Origin of the sequence: Pseudomonas eucalypticola, assembly GCF_013374995.1 — a bacterium.
Lineage (GTDB): Bacteria > Pseudomonadota > Gammaproteobacteria > Pseudomonadales > Pseudomonadaceae > Aquipseudomonas > Aquipseudomonas eucalypticola.
The window spans coordinates 3,440,452-3,458,379 of record NZ_CP056030.1 but is presented as its reverse complement, the minus strand read 5'-3'; the positions used below and the strand labels follow the sequence as shown (position 1 = coordinate 3,458,379).

Below are 17,928 nucleotides of genomic sequence, written 5' to 3'. Positions count from 1 at the left end.
CGCTGCGTGGGGTCAGGCACACCGCATGTGCCCCAACGCGGCCAGGTCCGCTGCTACGACGCTATCTGCCACGGCTCCGGCCGCGTCCTGGGCGCCGCGTGGGGTCAGGCGCACCGCATGTGCCCCGACGCGGCCGGCGCTATCTGCGTAGCAGCGGACCCGGCCGCGTCAAGGCGCCGCGCGGCGTCAGGCACACCGCATGTGCCCTGACGCGGCCAGGTCCGCTGCTACGCGGGATTGGCTTTACGCTGGCAGGCCAGGGCACTCAAGGCTATCGCCAATCCCGCTACGCCGAATACCCACGGCGCCGAGGTGATGGGCAGCAAGACGCCGGCCAGCAGTGGCCCCAGCCCCGCGCCTACGTCGCGCCACACGGCATTGGACGCCAGGGCCTGCACGCGCGCTGGCCCAGGGTTGCGCTCGGCCACCAATGTCGCCACCAGCGGCAGTTGCAAGGCTCGCAATACGAGCACGGCGGCACCGCCGACGATCACCCAATGGTTGCCAAACACGCTCAGGGCCACAGCGCTACTGATGGAAAACACCAGCAGCATCGCCGTGGCGCCGAAGCGCTGCGCCGCCCAACCGCCCAGCGGGCTGAGCAACAGTTCGGACAGGTAACGCAGCCCCATCAGTACCCCGGCGATCATCATGGCGTCGCCGCCCAGTACCTTCTGCGCCTGCAAGGACAGGCCGAAGATGAACAGCCCATCCAGCGCCACGCCCTCGATGAAAGACCATACCGCCACGCTGTCGGGCTTCTTGAAGCGCTTGCCGCCCGCCTGCAAGGCATGAGGCTGCTGCGGCAGGCGTCGGGCAACGAAGAAGCCCAGGGTGCAAGTGCCGGCAAGAATGAAGAAAATCGCCCGCGGCCCTAGCCACAGGCTCAAGGCCGCCCCCAGCGGCAAGGCCAGCATGGGCCCGATGGCCGCCAGCGCTCGCGCTCGCCCGGAACGCCGCGCGGCACCTGCCGGTTCATGGGTCGCCATGACCTGGGTGGACAGGTTGAACGCCGCAAAGCACAACCCCCACACCAGGCGCAGCCCCAGCAACCAGGCGAACCCTGACAGCGTGGCATTGCCAAGCGCGCACAGGGCCGCGGCACCTGCCGCGATCATGCAGGTGAGGCGGTCGCCATTGCGCGCATAGAACTGCACCACCTGGCTGTAGCCGACAATCCGCACCAGGCGGTTGGCCGCCAGCAGAATACCGGCCTGGGCCAGGCTGATGCCGAAGGCCTGGGGCTGCATGGGCAGGAGCAGGTAAAGCAGCACGTCACTGGGCAGGCACAGGGCCATGACTGTGGCGGCGAGGCGGGATTGTCGATCGGCGATCTGCGAAACGCTGGGCACTGCGCTCTCCACCCGGGGAAGGGGGAGCCATCATGCCGTGGGGAAGTGGATCCGGGCAAGCCTGGCGGCCTGCCCGGTCCTCGGTCAGAAGATGTAATCGGTGGTCAGGAAGTTCGACTTGCGGTCGTGGATGATATCGCTGATCAACGTCTTGTTGGCGTCCTGGAACTTGGTCGCCACCAGCGTGCGGATCGAGAAGGTGCGCAGGGCGTCGAACACCGACAGGGTGCCTTCGGCCGAGTTCTTGCGGCCGTTGAACGGGTAGGTGTCCGGGCCGCGCTGGCACTGGGCGTTGATGTTGATGCGGCCGACCTGGTTGGCGAACAGGTCCACCAGTTTGCCAACCTGGGTGGCATCAGTGCCGAAGATGCTCGCCTGCTGGCCGAAGTCCGATTCCAACACGTAGTCGATCACCGTTTCCAGGTCACGGAACGGCACGATCGGTACCACCGGGCCAAATTGCTCTTCCTGGTACACGCGCATCTGCGGCGTCACCGGGAACAGTACCGCAGGGTAGAAGAACGAACCGCGGATGGCGCCGCCATTGGGGTTCACCACCTTGGCGCCCTGGGCCTCGGCGTCCTTGACCAGCGCCGACAGATAGTCGGTCTTGCCTTGCTCCGGCAGCGGCGTCAGCGACACGCCCGGCTCCCACGGCATGCCGGATTTCAGCGCGGCGAGTTTCTGGTTGAATTTCTCGATGAAACTGCCCACCACGTTCTCGTGCACGAACAGGATCTTCAACGCGGTGCAGCGCTGGCCGTTGAACGACAGCGAACCGGTGATGGCTTCGTTGACGGCATTGTCCAGGTCCACCTCGGGCAGCACGATGCCAGGGTTCTTGGCGTCCAGGCCCAGGGCCGAGCGCAGCCGGTGTGGCTTGGGGTGCAGTTTCTTCAGGTCGCTGGCGGCCTTGTGGGTACCGATGAAGGCGAAGATGTCGATCTTGCCACTGGCCATCAGGGCGCTGACGGTCTCGCGGCCGCTGCCATAGATGACGTTGATGACACCGGCAGGGAAGCTGTCGCGGAAGGCTTCCAGGAGCGGACGAATCAGCAGCACGCCGAACTTGGCCGGTTTGAACACCACGGTGTTGCCCATGATCAGCGCCGGGATCAGGGTGGTGAAGGTCTCGTTCAACGGGTAGTTGTAAGGGCCCATGCACAGGGCCACGCCCAGGGGCACGCGACGGATCTGGCCCAGGGTGTCCTGTTCCAGCTCGAAGCGGCTGGACTTGCGGTCGACGTCCTTCAAGGCATTGATGGTGTCGACGATGTAGTCGCAGGTGCGGTCGAACTCTTTCTGCGAGTCCTTGAGGTTCTTGCCGATTTCCCACATCAACAGCTTGACCACCGCGTCGCGCTGTTCAAGCATGCGCGCCAGGAACCCTTCGACATGGCGGATACGCTCGGCCACCCGCAGGTTCGGCCAGGCGCCGCGGCCCTTGTCGTAAGCGCGCACGGCGGCGTCCAGGGCGGTGAGGGCGGTGTCGGCATCGAGCAGCGGCGTGCTGCCCAGGATGACCTGCTGATCGCCTTCCGGGGTATTCAGGAAAATCGGGCTGCGCACGGTGGCCAAGGGGCCGTCCCAGCGACGCAGTTCGCCGTCCACCAGGTAATCGCGTTGCTCGACCTGGCCGCTCAGGCGGTACTGTTCGGGGATATCCGCTGCTGTAGGGTACAGACTGCTCAGGGGATCTTGGCTCATGACGCTACCTCCATGGATGACCGGTGACAAAGGATTCAGCATAGCGCTATTGGCCACGGGCTGAAACGTGTCAGCTCCAAATTTGGTCGGGTTTTTTCAGGGTGCACCCGAGTGGTGCGGGCCCCGGCCTGCTACCATGCCCCGGCATCGAATCCACGAGGAACGCCCTGTTTTGCCTGATCTCCACGCCCTTGACCCGTTGCCGGACGTGCGCAACCCCCTGGTGCAGTACCTGGCCCGCCTGGTGCCCTCCAGCCAGTTGACCATGAAATACGTGTTGCAGGACGCCGCCGACCGCCTCGGGTTCGCCGACGCTGACATTCGCGACGTGCCCTGGCATGTGTTGCAGCCCGGCCACATCACCGGCTTGGTGGCCGCCCTGCGCGCGGACGGTTACGCCCCCAATACTTCTTCGTTGTACGTCAACGCCCTGCGCGGGGTAATGAACGAAGCCTGGCGCCTGAGCCTGATCGACCAGGACCACTTGCTCAAGATGCGCTCGGTCAAGCCCGCCGCCGGGACCCGCCTGAGTCAGGGCCGTAACCTCAAGCGCACGCTGATTCGCGAGCTGATGGACGTTTGCGCCGCCGACCCCCGCCCCCAGGGCCTGCGCGATGCGGCGGTGATCGCCATCCTGTACGGCTCGGGGATGCGCAAATCCGAGTCGGTGAACCTGGAGTTGTCGCAGATCGACTTCAGCGAGCGCAGCCTGCAGGTGACGGGCAAGGGTAACAAGCAATTGATCAAATACGCGCCGGCCTGGGCCTTCGAAAAGCTCAATGCCTGGCTGGCGTATCGTCGCGAGCACCTGGGCGAGGGCGAACAGGACGACAGCTTCCTGTTCAACCGCATCCGCCGCGGCAGCCACATCACCCGCGAGCGCATCACCAAGCACGCCATTTACTACATCGCCCGGCAACGTGGCACCCAGGTGGGGGTGAAGATCATGCCCCATGACTTCCGGCGCTCGTTCATCACCCGGGTGATCGAAGAGCATGACCTGTCGATCGCGCAGAAGCTGGCGCACCACACCAACATCCAGACCACCGCCAACTACGATGTGCGCGATGACAACGAGCGGCGTCGGGCGGTGGATCGGTACGACCTGTGACCCGTTACCAGCCGCTGTCAGCGTGGGCGCCTGGTGTCAGTGGGCATCGGCCGAGGGCGCCGCTGGCGGTGCTACTTTGCGCATCAACGGTACCATCGCGGTGGCCACCACGAAGCACACCATGATCGCCAGGAAGGCATCGGCATAGGTTTGTGTCTGCGCCTCGCGGTAGGTGAGGTTCCACAACTGCCTGAGCGCCGCCGCGTTGCCGTCCAGCCCCATCTGCCCCAGGCTGCTGCCCACCTGGTTCAACCACTGGTTGAGGTTTTCGTTGGCGCTGTTCAAATGCTCCGCCAGCCGGGTGAAGTGCAGGTTGGTGCGGTCATTGAGGAGGGTGGCGCAGGCGGCGATGCCAATGGCGCCGCCCAGGTTGCGCATCAGGTTGAACAGCCCCGACGCCTGCTTGAGACGTGACTGGGCCAGGGCGCCCAGGGTCAGGGTCACGGTGGGCGGTACCGCCAGTTGCTGGGCCATGCCGCGCAAGGCCTGGGGCAGTAGCAGCTCCCGGGCGCCCCAGTCATGGGTGATGGGCGAGAAGTCCCACATGGACAGCGCGAACAGCGCCAGGCCCGTCATCATGATCCAGCGCAGGTCCACGCGGTTGGCCAGGAAGGCGTACAACGGAATCGACAGGATCTGGAACACCCCGGTCGAGAATACCGCCAGGCCAATGTCCAGCGCGCTGTAGCCGCGCACCCGGCCCAGAAACAGCGGGGTCAGGTAAATGGTGGCGAACAGGCCGATGCCGGTGACGAACGAGAAAAAGCAGCCCAGGGCAAAATTGCGCTCACCCAGGGCCCGCAGGTCCACCACCGGGTTGCTCACCGTCAGGGTGCGACCAATGAACGCCAAGGCCGCCAGGCCCGACACCCAGGCGGTCACCAGGATGGTGCTGTCGCTGAACCAGTTCCATCGGGGGCCTTCCTCCAGGGTGTATTCCAGGCAGCCGAGGAACAGCGCCATGAACACCATGCTCAGGTAGTCGGCGCCCTTGAGCAGGCGCAGGTCCGGTTCGTCGATGCGTACCAATACCGGTACGGCCACGGCGACGAAGAGGCCGGGCACCAGGTTGATGTAGAACAGCCAATGCCAGGAGTAGTGGTCGGTGATCCACCCGCCGATGGTCGGGCCCAGGGTAGGGGCCAGGGAGGCGATGGCTCCGATGGTGGCAGCGGCGATGACCTTCTGTTTGCCAGTGAAGAAAAAAAAGGCGGTGGTGAACACCAGCGGGATCATCGACCCCCCGAGAAACCCCTGCAAGGCGCGGAAGGCGATCATGCTCTGGATATTCCAGGCCATGCCGCACAGCAGGCTCGACAGGGTAAAACCCACCGCCGAGGCACAGAACAGCCAGCGGGTGGAAAATACCCGTGACAACCAGCCCGACAGCGGAATAACGACGATTTCGGCGATCAGGTAACTGGTCTGCACCCAGGCTGTTTCGTCGGCGCCGGCCGACAGCCCGCCACCGATGTCACGCAGTGAGGCAGAAACGATCTGGATGTCCAGCAAGGCGATGAACATGCCCACGCACATGGCGGCGAAGGCGAAGACTTTTTGCCCGGTGGGCATCGAGGCGGCGTCGAAGGGCAGGGCGCGGCTCATGGGGCGCTGGCCTGTGCCTGCTGCGTGTCCACGGCCTCGCGGGTGTCGACCTCAGCCGTCACCGATAACCCGGGGCGCAATTGCCCCAGTTGGCCGTCCACGGGGTCCAGCACAATACGCACCGGCACGCGCTGGACGATCTTGGTGAAGTTGCCGGTGGCGTTCTCCGGTGGCAGCACGCTGAACTGCGCGCCGGTGGCGGGCGCCAGGCTGTCCAGGTGGCCGTGGAAGACCTTGCCGGGCAGTATGTCGGCGCGCACCTCCACGCGTTGGCCGGCCTGCATGGCGGCCAACTGGTCCTCCTTGAAGTTGGCATCTACCCACAGGCCGTTGGCCGGTACCACCGCCAGCAGCTGGGTGCCGGCCGCGGCATAGGCGCCAACCCGCGCACGGCGGTTGCCCACGACGCCGTCAACCGGTGCGCGCAGCTCCGTGTAGCCCAGGTTCAGGCGGGCCATGTCCAGGTCGGCGTCAGCCTGCTGCAGCGCGGCACGGGCCTGTTGTTTCTGGGTGTCGATCACTTGCACCTGGCGTTGCGCGGCCAGCAGTTGGGCCTGGGCGCGGGCGCTGTTGGCCTGGGCGGTCTTGAAGGTGGCGTCCACTTGCTGGGCGTCCTGCAGGGACACGGCCGAGGTTTTGGACAGGGTCTGGTAGCGCAGGTTGTCGTTGCGCGAGCGCACCTGTTCGGCCGCCGCCACGGTGATGCCGGCGCTGGCCTGGTCGATCACCGCTTGCTGCAAACGCTCGGTGGCGTCCAGGTTGGCCAGCAGCGCCTGCTGCGCGGCCACCGCACCCTGGGCCTTGGCCAAGGCAGCGCGGTAGTCCCGGTCATCGATTTTCACCAGCAGGTCGCCGGCCTTGACCCGCTGGTTGTCGGTGACGGCCACCTGGGCGATATAGCCTGAGACTTTGGGCCCGACCACCGTGGTGTCGGCACCGATGTACGCATCATCGGTGCTTTGCACGAAACGCCCGGTCAGCCACCAGTGCCCGCCCAACCAGGCCAGCAGTGCCAGCGCCGCGAGTGCTCCCAAGGCCAACAGCCAGCGCTTGCGGGTGTGGGTGGGGGCAGGGGTGACGGGCGTATCGACGGCGAGGTTGGTCATGGCGGGTGTCCATGGATGGGCTGATGATCATAATATTATGAGTATAATATGATTGCGTCCAGCCCTGCTTTTCCATAAACAAAAGGCATGGCACCCACAAACGAATGCATTTTTCGCCTTCGTCCACCCATGCGACTCTCCAATGCAATAAAAACAACAAACGAGGAGCCGCCATGAAATGGCTTGGCAAGTTGTATATCCAGGTGCTGATCGCCATGGCACTGGCCATCGCCCTGGGCCTGCTGGCGCCAGACGTCGCCGTGCAGATGAAACCCCTGGGCACCGCCTTCATCGCCTTGCTGAAGATGCTGCTGGGGCCGATCATTTTCTTTACCGTGGTCCACGGCATCGCCCACATCGGCGATTTCCGCCGCCTGGGCCGCATCGGCATCAAGACCCTGCTGTACTTCGAGGTGGTCAGTACCTTGGCCATGCTCACCGGGTTCGTGGTGGTGTCGCTGATACGCCCCGGTGATGGCCTGCACCTGCACATGGCCGATACCCTCACCGGCGAGGCGGCGGGGCAGAGCGCGGCATTGGCGGCCGACAGCTTCAGCCTGAGCCACTTCATGCTGTCGATCATTCCGCGCACCCTGGGCAGCGCGTTCGTCGACGGCGAGATTCTCCCGGTCCTGTTCGTCTCGCTGCTGGTGGGCGTGGCGCTGGCCCAGTGCGCCAAGCCCGATTGGGTGGGCATGCGCTTGCTCAACGAGGGCCAGACCGTCATTTTCAAATTGCTCGGCTACATCATGCGCCTCTCGCCCCTGGGCGCGTTCGGGGCCATGGCCGCCGCGGTGGGCAGTTACGGGCATTCGACCCTGCTGTACCTGCTGCGCTACATCCTCACCTATTACGCCAGTGTGCTGATCTTCATCTTCCTGATCCTGGGCAGCGTGGCAGCGCTGGCAGGGTTTTCGCTGCTCAAGATCCTGCGCGTGATCAAGGACGAGGCGATCATCGCCATGGGCACCGCGTCCAGCGAAGCAGCGTTTCCGCGCCTGGTGGACAAGCTCAAGCGCGCGGGTTGCGACGAGGCGGTGGTGGGTTTTGTGCTGCCCGCCGGCTACAGCTTCAATATCGACGGGGCCTGCCTGTACATGGCGTGCGGGTTGGGCTTCCTGGCCCAGGCCACGGACACCTCATTGTCCCTGGGCCAGCAGCTCAGCCTGTTGGGGGTGATGCTGCTCACGTCCAAGGGTGGGGCCGGGTCGGCGGGGGGCGCGGTGATCAAATTGGCGGCCACCCTGCAGACGGTACGCGTGCTGCCCATGGGCGCTGTGGGGCTGTTGTTCGGCATCGACCGAGTACTGGCCATCGCCACCTCCACGACCAACGTCATCGGTAACAGCGTGGCGGTATTCGTGATCTGCCGCTGGGAAAAACTCTTCGATCGTCAGCGTTTCGACGCCTACCTTGCTTCCCCTGACCGCGCCCCTGCGGCGCCGCTTGCCACCTTGCCAGAGAGCTCAAAATGACAAACCACAGCCTTCGCATCGCATTGATCGGTTTCGGCGAAGCCGGCGGTATCCTTGGCCACGACCTGGCTGCCCAGGGCCTGGAAGTCAGGGCCTATGACCGCCTGGGCGAGCAACTGCGCGCCAAAGCCGCCGCTTCGGGGGTCGAGCTGTGCGCCACCGCGGCCGCGGCGGTGGCCGGGACCGACCTGGTGATCAGCGCGGTCACCGCGGGTTCCGCCCTGGGCGTGGCCGAAGAGGTCGCCACCCTGATGACGCCTGAACAAGTGTTCATGGACATCAACTCGGTGGCGCCCAATACCAAGCGTGCGGCGTGCCGCGCGGTGAACGCTGCCGGTGGGCGATACCTGGACGCCGCTGTCATGGCCCCTGTGCCGCCACAGCGCTTGCAGACGCCGATACTGCTGGGCGGAGAGCCCGCCCAGCAGGTCGCGGCCTGGCTCACACCGCTGGGCTTCAATGTCCGCGTGGTGGCGGACGACATCGGTGTGGCCTCGGCCATCAAGATGTGTCGCAGCGTGATGATCAAGGGCCTGGAAGCGCTGACCACCGAATGCCTGGCCACTGCCCGCCAATACGGTGCCGAAGACGCCGTGCTGGCCTCGCTGCACAAGAGCTTCCCGAGCATGGGCTGGGACGCAGAGCTCCCGCATTACCTGGTCAGCCGCGTGGCTGAACATGGCCGCCGGCGTGCCGAGGAAATGGAAGAAGTGGCCAAGACCGCCGCCGACGTCGGGGTCACGCCGCACATGAGCCAGGCCATCGTCGCCACGCAGCGCGGACTGGTGGAGCGTATGGCGGAGCAGGGCTTGACCTATGCCGATACGCTGCCGTTCGACTGGACGCGGCTGGTGGACACCCTGGAGGCAACGCGGCGCGGGTGATGTGGCCTCGCGATCGCAAGACGAACCAGTAGGCGGACCAGGCAATGGCACAGACATAGCTGGCCCGAAACGGATGTGGGACCGGGGGGGGGCGCCGAGCCCTTGCCTGGGAAGCGCCGCGCGGGCGGCGCACGGTCTAAAGGGTGCTGGAGAAACCCAAGCCATGCACCCAGAGGCCATGATGCGGTCTCAAGCCGGAAAAACAAGGCGGTCCAGGCAATCCCACAGGCATAACTGGCCCGAAACAGATGTGGGGCCGGTGGGGGCGCCGAGCCCTTGGCCGGGAAGCGCCGCGCGGGCGGCGCACGGTCTCCAGGCGCTGGAGAAACCCAAGCCATGCACCCAGAGGCCATGATGCGGTTTCAAGCCGGAAAAACAAGGCGGACCAGGCAATCCCACAGGCATAACTGGCCCGAAACAAACGTGGGACCGGGCTTGCCCGGGAAGCGCCGCGCGGGCGGCGCACGGTCTCCAGGGCGCCGGGGAAACCCAAGCCATGCCCCTAGAGGCCATGATGCGGTTTCATGACGAGCTTTTAGAGGCCCGCTAGAGATCTCACCATGGCCACCAAGCGCTAGTCGACGCTTTTATGGCGCCCTTGAGATCGAGCGCCGCCCGCGCGGCGCTTCCCGGCCAAGGCCGGTCCCACATCTGTTTCGGGCCAGTTATGTCTGGGGGATTGCCTTGACCGCCTTGGTTTTTCGCCTGAAGATTGGATCAGGGCCGCCAGGTGCATGGCTTGGGTTTCTCCAGCGCCCTTTAGACCGTGCGCCGCCCGCGCGGCGCTTCCCGGCCAAGGGCTCGGCGCCCCCACGGGATATCAAGTGCCCTTGAGATCATGCGCCTCTCAGGTAGGGTTGTACGATGACTGACCGTTTATCGTTTGCTTGCTATCAATAGTGGAATTAACCAAACGGTACATGTAAAATCACCGGCATTCGGCCAACGAGCCGCAGGAGCCAGCCTCCTTACTTCTTATAAAAAAGCCCGTCCATGCGACGGGCTTTTTCGTTTCCGCTTTTTGATTCACAGTCGCGCACGGACTGCGCATCCCTGTACCTTTTAGAGAGACCCCTACCCATGCTGCGCCTGGTCCTGCTTTTCCTGTTGCAAATGTTTCGCCGCCTGTTCAGTGGTACCTCGGTCAGCCCACGGGCCGAGTTGCAAGGCACCCACGCCGATGAAGACGAAGGCCGCTGGACCGCCACCTCCATCGCTATCATCTGCGCGCTGGTGATCTACATCATCGGCGGCCTGGGCCTGTACGGCAAAACCCACATCTGGGACACCCTGACCCCCGCGCAGAAAGACTTCATCGTGCAATCGATGATCACCGACCAGCAGGTGCTCTGAACGGCCGGTGCGTGACGGAGCCAGGCCCGCTGCTCCCTAGCTTCGGGTAGCCTTCAGGTTGCTGCGCTGAGCATGGCGCTCCAGCGCCAGGTCGATCAGCCGGCTCACCAGTTCGGTATAGGTCAGCCCCGCCGCCAGCCACAGCTGCGGATACATGCTGATGTGGGTAAAGCCGGGCAGGGTGTTCAGCTCGTTGATGATCACTTCACCGCTGTCCTTGAGAAACACGTCCACCCGCGCCAGCCCGCTGCAGCCTAGTACCTGGAAGGCCTCGATGGCCAATGCGCGCACGCGGTCGCTGGCTGCCGGGGCGATAGCGGCCGGTACCAGCACTTGCGCCGCGTCGGCGTCGATGTATTTGCTGTCATAGGAATAGAAGCCGCCCTTGACCACGATCTCGCCACAGCCGCTGGCAATCGGCTGGTCATTGCCCAGCACGGCGCATTCGATTTCACGTCCGTGCACGGCGGCCTCGACCAGCACCTTGTCGTCATAGGCCAGGGCCAGGTCCAGCGCTTGCCAATAGGCGGCCTCGTCCTCGACCTTGCTGACCCCCACCGAGGAGCCCAGGTTGGCCGGCTTGACGAACAGCGGCAGGCCCAGTTCGGCCTGCACCTGGGCAAAGTCACGCCGCCGGGCAGTGGCGCGGTTGAGGCTGATGAAGGGGGTAATGGCCAGCCCGGCGTCGCGCAGCAAGCGCTTGCTGACGTCCTTGTCCATGCACACCGCCGAGGCCAGCACATCGGAGCCCACGAACGGCAGATCGGCCATGCGCAGCAGCCCTTGCAAGCAGCCATCCTCGCCCTGGGTGCCGTGCACCACCGGGAAGATCACGTCGATGTGGGCCAAGGGCGACGCGCCGGTTTCCACCAGTTGACGCTCGGCCTTGCCAGGCACCAGCGCCAGCTCGCGGTTGGAACGGTTGAGGGCGATCAATGCTGGGTCATCCTGGTTGAGCAGGTAGTCGCCAGCGTCGTTCAGGTGCCATTGGCCGTCCTTGTCGATGCCGATCAGCACCGGCTCGAAGCGTTCGCGGTCCAGTGCATCGACGATGTTGCGCGCCGACTGCAATGACACCTCATGTTCGGCCGAGCGGCCTCCGAATATCACCCCTACGCGCAGCTTGGCCATCACGGTATTCCTTATAGGTTTGGGTGCCTGAATCGGCACTGTTACACTCGTTGCAAGAATGCATTGTCAAAGCTGATTTGTCCTGAACGCCGGACAGGCATAATCTGACGCACTGAATTGTCATGTTCAACACAGGAATCACGATGTCCCAGTTCCCTCTAGTTCGTCCGCGGCGCCTGCGGCGTTCCGAGAACCTCCGTTCGCTGTTCCAGGAAACCGAGTTCAGCCTGGACGACCTGGTGCTGCCGATTTTCGTCGAGGAAGAAATCGATGACTTCGTGCCTATCACCAGCATGCCGGGGGTAATGCGTATCCCCGAATCGAAACTGGCTGGCGAGATCGAGCGCTACGCCCGTGCCGGCATCAAGTCGGTGATGACCTTCGGCGTGTCCCACAAGCTGGACGCCGACGGCAGCGACACCTGGCAGGAAAATGGCCTGGTGTCGCGCATGGCGCGCATCGCCAAGGACGCTGTGCCGGAAATGATCGTCATGGCCGACACCTGCTTCTGCGAATACACTTCCCACGGCCACTGTGGCGTGTTGTGCGACCACGGCGTGGACAACGACGCCACCTTGCGCAACCTGGGCAAGCAAGCGGTGGCGGCCGCCCGTGCCGGTGCCGATTTCATCTCGCCGTCGGCGGCCATGGACGGGCAGGTGCAGGCCATTCGCAGCGCCCTGGACGGAGCCGGTTTCATCGACACTTCCATCATGGCCTATTCCACCAAATTCGCCTCGGCGCTGTATGGCCCGTTCCGTGAAGCCGGGGGGTCTGCGCTCAAGGGCGACCGCAAGGCCTACCAGATGAACCCGATGAACCGCCGCGAAGCGGTGCGCGAGTCGTTGCTGGACGAGCAGGAAGGTGCCGACGCCATCATGGTCAAGCCCGCCGGCGCGTACCTGGATATCATCCGCGACATCCGCGAAGCTTCGCGCCTGCCGCTGACCGCCTACCAGGTCAGCGGTGAGTACGCGATGATCAAGTTCGGGGCCCAGGCCGGTGCCATCGACGAAGCCCGCGTGGTGCGTGAAAGCCTGGGCGCCATCAAGCGCGCCGGGGCCGACCTGATCTTCACTTACTTCGCCATGGACATCGCCCGCGACGGGATCTGAGTCCGCGTCATCCTTTTCCTCCGCTTCGCCTGCTCCCACGGGGCAACACCGCACCCGGCGGGACCGGCGAAGCGGGGGAAATGCGCTCCACAGTATTGCGTCACAGGCGAATAGCCTTTTCTTCCCGCGGAATAATCATTCGCTCCACCTGTGTGACAATTGCAGCTTCACCATCCAAGAGGCATTCGATGGACACTCTGCAAAACATGCGCACCTTCGTCTGCGTCGCCGAGGCCGGCAGTTTCAGCCATGCGGCCAAACAATTGAATGTGGCTGTGGCCACGGTGTCGCGCAGCATCGCCGCCCTGGAAGCGCACCTGCGTGCGCGCCTGCTCAACCGCAGTACCCGCCACGTGGCCCTTACCGAAGTCGGCCAGCGTTACCTGGCCCGCTGCGAGCAGATCATTGCCCACGTCGATGAAGCCGAGAACGAGGCGGGCAACACCCAGCTGCGTCCCAGCGGCCGCTTGCGGGTGCATTCGATGATGGCCGTGGGGCGTCACTACGTGGTGCCAGCCATCGCCGATTATCGCCAGCAATACCCCGACGTCAGCTTCGAGCTGACCATGGCGAACCGCATGCCCGACCTGATAGAGGAAGGCATCGACGTGGCCATTGTCCTGGCAGCGCAGTTGCCGGACTCCGGTTATGTCAGCCAGCGCATCGGCCAGTCCTATAGCGTGCTGTGTGCATCCCCCGACTACATTGCCCGCCGTGGCGCACCGTCGACGCCCCAGGCGTTGCGGGACCACGAATGCCTGCGCCTGATCAACCCCAGCAATATCACCGACCATTGGGAATTTCACGGAGACGAAGACGTGCAGCGCATCAACCTGGGGCCTTCGGCCTTTCAGGTGAACATGGGCGATGCGATGATCGAAGCGATCGAGGCCGGGATGGGGGTAGGGTCGCTGCCGGTGTTTTCAGCCCAGAAGGGCATCGACAGTGGCAGCCTGGTGCGGCTGTTGCCGCAGTACCGCCTGCAATGCCTGAATGTGTATGCGGTGTACACCAACCGGCGCTACCTGGACGCCAAGATCAAGGTGCTGATCAGCCAGTTGCGCTCGGTGTTGCCGGGGGGCCAGGCGCTGGCGCCGTAGGGGTCAGTCTTGCGCGTGGGTGTGCTGCGACGCCACCCGCGCCCGGCGGCGAGCCTGGCCGCGGCGGTATTCACGGCGATGGTCCACTGCGATGCCAAAGGAAATCAGAAACAGCAGCGCATAGGCGACGAGTCGAAGCATGGGGCGGTCCTTACAGGTTCTTCCAAACGGGCGCTACTCTACCAATGGCTAGGGTGCGACGCTAGGTCGCAGGCCGCAAGGCTGTGTTCCCGATCCGGTAACAATGCGCGCCGGCACGCCGCGGGTCAGGTGTTGCGCGGGTTCTGCTCGGTGACGCGCTGCACGGCCAAGCGGCGGTAATCGGACGGGGTCATGCCTTTGAGCTGCTGGAAGCGCCGGTTGAAGTTGGAAATGTTGTTGAACCCGGATTGGAAGCACACGTCGGTGACGGCCCTGCGCCCATCGGCCAGCAGTTCACAGGATTTGCTGATGCGCAGGCGGTTGACGAACTCGACAAAGCAGCGCCCCGTGGCCTGTTTGAACACCCGCGAAAAATAGGTGGGCTTCATGCCCAGGTGCTGGGCCACTTCTTCGAGGGGCAGGTCCCGGCTGTAGTGGCTGAAGATGTAGTCCACCGCACGGTTGGTGCGGTCGATGCTGTTCTCGTCCGCCAGGTGGGGCGCATTGCTGTCGGACAGCAATTGGTAGTCCTCGCACGCCGCCAGGCGCTCCATCAGGATCAGGAAGTAGCCCAGGCGGCTCACCCCCTGGCTGTCGGCGATGCATTGCATCAGCATGGCGGCCTGTTCCAGTGTTCGCGGGCAGCGGAACTCGATGCCGTGCCGGGCCCGTTCCAGCAAGGGGCTCAGGCCCTTGAGTTCGCTGAACACCGGCAGGGCGTTGTCGAACAGTTCGTCCGTGAAGTTGACCAGCATGTCGCGCTTTTCCACCACCTGGTCGGGCGCCACCTGGCTGATCCAGTTGTGGGGCAGGTTGGGGCCGGTGAGGAACAGGCTATTGGGGTGGAAATTACCGATGTAGTCGCCCACGAATACCTTGCCGGAACTGGCCACGATCAGGTGCAGTTCGTATTCCTTGTGAAAGTGCCAGCGCACCAGGGGGCAGGGGAAGCCGTGCTGGCGATAGATGATCGACAAGCCTTCGTGATCGTCCATCAACTCATAGGACGGGTCGGTGATTCTGCTGGGTCTGGTCATGCGGTGGCCGCTTGTTGTTGTGTGCCAGTAAGCCCCAAGCCTACTCATAAAGGCACTGCCCCGGCAATGCCCATTCAGGCGCAGCCTTTACCCTGCACGTACTTGAGCGCGTCTTCGGCCAGGCGAATGGATTGGTTGATCGGCTCCAGATTACGCAGCCGCACCGCGCTGGCCAGTGCTTCGATCAGCACCAGCATCGCCACCTTGGAGTTGCGCAACACCGGGTGGGTCGGGGGCGCGAACAGGCACTGGTTGGCCACGGCCATCATGGGCGAAGCGGGCGAGTCGGTGATGGCCACGACGGCCGCGCCGCGACTGGCGGCATACTCCGCCAGGTGCAAGGTGTCATTGGCATAGGGCTGCAGCGCCAGGGTCAGCAAGGTGTCGCCGGGGCCGATGGCGGCCATGCGGTAGGCGGCGTTCTCGCTGCCACCTTCCATGTTCAACGCCACCACGTGGGCACAGTGGGGCACCAGGCAGGTGGTGGCCAGGCCTGCCAGGTAGTGGCAGTTGCCAAAGCCCAGCACGTACAGGTGCCGGGCCTGGGCCAGGCTGGTCACCACACTGTCGAAGCGGTCGTCGTCGTTGGCGCTGAGGGCGGCATCGAGGTTGCCCGTGCTCAGGCGTACCTGCTGGTGCAGCCCGAAGCCGCGCTCGGGATGCTGGGCCACTTGCGCCCGTACCCAGTCAGCGGGCGATACCAGTTCCAGCAAATGCAGCACCAGGGCTTCACGCAGGCCAGTGAAGCCGTTCATGCCCATGTAATTGGCCAGGCGGTTGACGGCCGCCGTCGACGTGCCTGCCCCGGCGGACAGATGTTCGATGTTCAGGGTAGGGGACAGCCAGGGGTTCTGTAGAATGAAGTCGGCCACCTTGTACAACGCCGGCTGCCTGTCGAGCGCCAGGCCAGGGCGTCCCAGCTCCTTGGCCACTTGGCTCATGCGTTGCATCAACGGCGTCTTGTAGACCTTGTGAGTGAAGTCCGGAGCGGGAGTATCCATCATGACGGCGACAACCTGTTCGAGAGTGAAATGGCCACGGTTCCCGGCAGTGTAGTCATGGATTTAAATTGGATCCAATTAAGCGGTATTTTTTCTTTTTGCCTCGATCCATTGCGCCATGTATTGGGTGCTCTTGTGGTGATGATGGCGCAACATGGCACCGGTGAAGTTGCAAAGGCGATGGGCTTGCAGGGTGCTGCGCAAGGTGTCGATGCGCGTTACCAGTGCCTCGGCATGGGGGCGGTAACGGTAGCGCGCCTCCAGCAGGGGCCGCGCCTGGGCGTGGGCGTGCTCCCAGGCGGCCTGGTCTTGATGGAGGCGCACAGCGGCGTCCACCAGGCCGTCCACATCGCTGGCCACCAGCCCCGGCCAGGGTAGCGGGCCGTGCATGCCCTCCGTGCCTATGGGGGTGGTGACGCTGGGCGTCCCGCACAGCATGGCGTCGACCAGCTTGCCCTTGATGCCCGCGCCAAAACGCAGCGGCGCCAGCGCCACACGGGCATCGCCCATCACCTGCAGCGCGTCCTCGGCCCAGTTCAACACCCGGAAGCCCTGGGCCGGGTTATTCAGGGCCATTGCCTTGGGCGGGGTGTAGGCGCCGTACACGTGCAGTTCAGCCTGGGGCAGGCGCTGGCGAATCCTTGGCCACAGCACCGTTTTGAGCCACAGCACGGCATCCCAATTCGGCGCATGGCGGAAATTGCCGATGCTGAGGAAGTGCGCACGCTGCTCAAAGGGCTTGCCGGGGCCCGAGGGCTCGACCATCAAGGGGCAATGGTGCAGCAGCGCGCCGGGCACGCGAAACTGGCCGGTCAGCAGTTCAATCTCGGGTTGCGAGATCATCAGGCTCAGGTCACTGCGGTAGATCGCCGCCACCTCCCGCTGGCTGATGTCCGCCGCCGCCATGTGCCGGTACAGGTCGGGGTGGTCAAGGCTGAACAGGGTGCTGAAGTCTTCGCGTTGCGGTTGCGCCTTGAGGGCGTCCTTGAGCAGCACCTGGCGCGCGTCGCGCAGGCTCTGCAAGTCGCTGGTTTCCAGCACCCGCAGGGCACTGGGGCAGTGTTTCTCCACCCGCCAGCCAAACTGCTCTTCCATCATGAACCGGTCGAACAGCACGACGTCGGGGGTGAGTTCGGCGATGAAGCGGTCGAAACTTTCATTGTTCAGCTCGATGGCCTGCCGGGCGATGCCCAGCGCCGCCAGGTCGGCCATGTGCTCGCCATCACCGGCAGGGCTGGCGAAGGTGACCTGCCAGCCCTGGTCGAGGAAGCATTGGAGTATCTGCATGATGTGCCCACCGGCGGCAGAAGAACGGGGTTCCGGCCAGACGTAGCCGATGACGAGGAGGTGGGCGGGGGGCATGGGGTGAACTTTTCCGAGAAGATAAAGAATACGATTCGCACTGCAGCGATCAACTGTGCGCCAGTATACCCTTGACCTTGTCACGTAGCTGGTCGATGGAAAAGGGCTTGCCGATGCTGTGCATGCCAGGGGGCACGTCGATGTTTTCGGCATAACCGCTGGCGAACAGGATAGGCAGGTCGGGGCGTTGAGCGCGGGCCTTCTCCGCCAGCTCTGAGCCGGAGATGTCCGGCAGGCCCTGGTCAGTCATCATCAGGTCAATGACGGTATCGCCGTTGGTGATGTACACCAACGCCGCCTCGCCATCGGCTGCCTCCAGTACCTGGTACTCCAACTCCTCCAGCACATCGACGATCAACATGCGCACGATCGAGTCGTCCTCGACAACGAGAATGGTGTGGGGGGTGGCTTCTGGCATTGGAGCGATCCTGGACGGTAACGGAGGGGG

At 64.3% G+C, this 17,928-nt stretch carries 16 protein-coding genes; 6 read left to right on the top strand and 10 right to left on the bottom strand.

The window, feature by feature from the left end:
- Window positions 1–227: 227 nt before the first annotated feature.
- Both HWQ56_RS15400 and HWQ56_RS15395 read right to left on the bottom strand, forming a co-directional pair.
- Window positions 228–1,298 (bottom strand): MFS transporter, encoded by a 1,071-nt coding sequence (locus HWQ56_RS15400; RefSeq protein ID WP_425331967.1) that lies wholly within the window; start codon window positions 1,296–1,298, stop codon window positions 228–230.
- A 138-nt stretch (window positions 1,299–1,436) separates the two neighbouring features.
- The gene (locus HWQ56_RS15395) at window positions 1,437–3,059 is read right to left on the bottom strand and encodes an NADP-dependent glyceraldehyde-3-phosphate dehydrogenase (RefSeq protein WP_176571054.1); all 1,623 of its coding nucleotides are present in this window, start codon (window positions 3,057–3,059) and stop codon (window positions 1,437–1,439) included.
- A 172-nt stretch (window positions 3,060–3,231) separates the two neighbouring features.
- Between HWQ56_RS15395 and HWQ56_RS15390 the strand changes: the two genes are divergently transcribed.
- A complete protein-coding gene (locus tag HWQ56_RS15390) occupies window positions 3,232–4,170 on the top strand; it encodes a site-specific integrase (protein ID WP_425331907.1) in 939 nt (312 codons plus the stop codon).
- 36 nt (window positions 4,171–4,206) lie between these two features.
- Here HWQ56_RS15390 and HWQ56_RS15385 read toward each other — a convergent pair whose 3' ends face one another.
- Entirely contained in the window at window positions 4,207–5,775 is a 1,569-nt protein-coding gene (locus HWQ56_RS15385) for a DHA2 family efflux MFS transporter permease subunit (RefSeq protein ID WP_158153340.1), read from the bottom strand.
- On the bottom strand, window positions 5,772–6,881 hold the full coding sequence (locus HWQ56_RS15380; RefSeq protein WP_176571053.1) for an HlyD family secretion protein: 1,110 nt from the start codon (window positions 6,879–6,881) through the stop codon (window positions 5,772–5,774). Before HWQ56_RS15380 ends, HWQ56_RS15385 begins: the two co-directional genes overlap by 4 nt.
- 173 nt (window positions 6,882–7,054) lie before the next feature.
- Between HWQ56_RS15380 and HWQ56_RS15375 the strand changes: the two genes are divergently transcribed.
- From HWQ56_RS15375 to HWQ56_RS15365, 3 genes are all read left to right on the top strand, one after another.
- Complete coding sequence (locus HWQ56_RS15375; RefSeq protein ID WP_158153338.1) at window positions 7,055–8,356, top strand: cation:dicarboxylate symporter family transporter; 1,302 nt, start codon at window positions 7,055–7,057, stop codon at window positions 8,354–8,356.
- Window positions 8,353–9,240, top strand: a complete 888-nt coding sequence (locus HWQ56_RS15370) for an NAD(P)-dependent oxidoreductase (RefSeq protein ID WP_158153337.1) — start codon at window positions 8,353–8,355, stop codon at window positions 9,238–9,240. Before HWQ56_RS15375 ends, HWQ56_RS15370 begins: the two co-directional genes overlap by 4 nt.
- A 1,080-nt stretch (window positions 9,241–10,320) precedes the next feature.
- The gene (locus HWQ56_RS15365; RefSeq protein WP_158153369.1) at window positions 10,321–10,593 is read left to right on the top strand and encodes a hypothetical protein; all 273 of its coding nucleotides are present in this window, start codon (window positions 10,321–10,323) and stop codon (window positions 10,591–10,593) included.
- 36 nt (window positions 10,594–10,629) lie between these two features.
- On the opposite strand, the gene ddlA is transcribed toward HWQ56_RS15365, so the two are convergent.
- Window positions 10,630–11,724, bottom strand: a complete 1,095-nt coding sequence (gene ddlA / locus HWQ56_RS15360) for a D-alanine--D-alanine ligase (RefSeq protein WP_176571052.1) — start codon at window positions 11,722–11,724, stop codon at window positions 10,630–10,632.
- Between the two features lie 143 nt (window positions 11,725–11,867).
- Between ddlA and hemB the strand changes: the two genes are divergently transcribed.
- Together hemB and HWQ56_RS15350 are read left to right on the top strand one after the other, a co-directional pair.
- Window positions 11,868–12,839 carry a porphobilinogen synthase gene (hemB, locus tag HWQ56_RS15355; protein WP_158153367.1) on the top strand — a complete coding sequence of 324 codons (972 nt, stop codon included), beginning with the start codon at window positions 11,868–11,870 and terminating at the stop codon, window positions 12,837–12,839.
- Window positions 12,840–13,027: 188 nt separating this feature from the next.
- Entirely contained in the window at window positions 13,028–13,939 is a 912-nt protein-coding gene (locus tag HWQ56_RS15350) for a LysR family transcriptional regulator (protein ID WP_158153366.1), read from the top strand.
- Window positions 13,940–13,942: 3 nt separating this feature from the next.
- Here HWQ56_RS15350 and HWQ56_RS15345 read toward each other — a convergent pair whose 3' ends face one another.
- The 5 genes from HWQ56_RS15345 to HWQ56_RS15325 all read right to left on the bottom strand — a co-directional run bounded on the left by HWQ56_RS15345 (window position 13,943) and on the right by HWQ56_RS15325 (window position 17,898).
- Complete coding sequence (locus HWQ56_RS15345) at window positions 13,943–14,080, bottom strand: hypothetical protein (protein WP_158153365.1); 138 nt, start codon at window positions 14,078–14,080, stop codon at window positions 13,943–13,945.
- Window positions 14,081–14,205: 125 nt separating this feature from the next.
- Window positions 14,206–15,117 carry an AraC family transcriptional regulator gene (locus HWQ56_RS15340; RefSeq protein WP_176571051.1) on the bottom strand — a complete coding sequence of 304 codons (912 nt, stop codon included), beginning with the start codon at window positions 15,115–15,117 and terminating at the stop codon, window positions 14,206–14,208.
- 74 nt (window positions 15,118–15,191) lie between these two features.
- Window positions 15,192–16,121 carry a MurR/RpiR family transcriptional regulator gene (locus tag HWQ56_RS15335; protein ID WP_176571050.1) on the bottom strand — a complete coding sequence of 310 codons (930 nt, stop codon included), beginning with the start codon at window positions 16,119–16,121 and terminating at the stop codon, window positions 15,192–15,194.
- Between the two features lie 75 nt (window positions 16,122–16,196).
- Complete coding sequence (locus HWQ56_RS15330) at window positions 16,197–17,480, bottom strand: glycosyltransferase (protein ID WP_176571049.1); 1,284 nt, start codon at window positions 17,478–17,480, stop codon at window positions 16,197–16,199.
- Between the two features lie 49 nt (window positions 17,481–17,529).
- Window positions 17,530–17,898 (bottom strand): response regulator, encoded by a 369-nt coding sequence (locus tag HWQ56_RS15325; protein ID WP_176571048.1) that lies wholly within the window; start codon window positions 17,896–17,898, stop codon window positions 17,530–17,532.
- Between the last annotated feature and the right edge of the window lie 30 nt (window positions 17,899–17,928).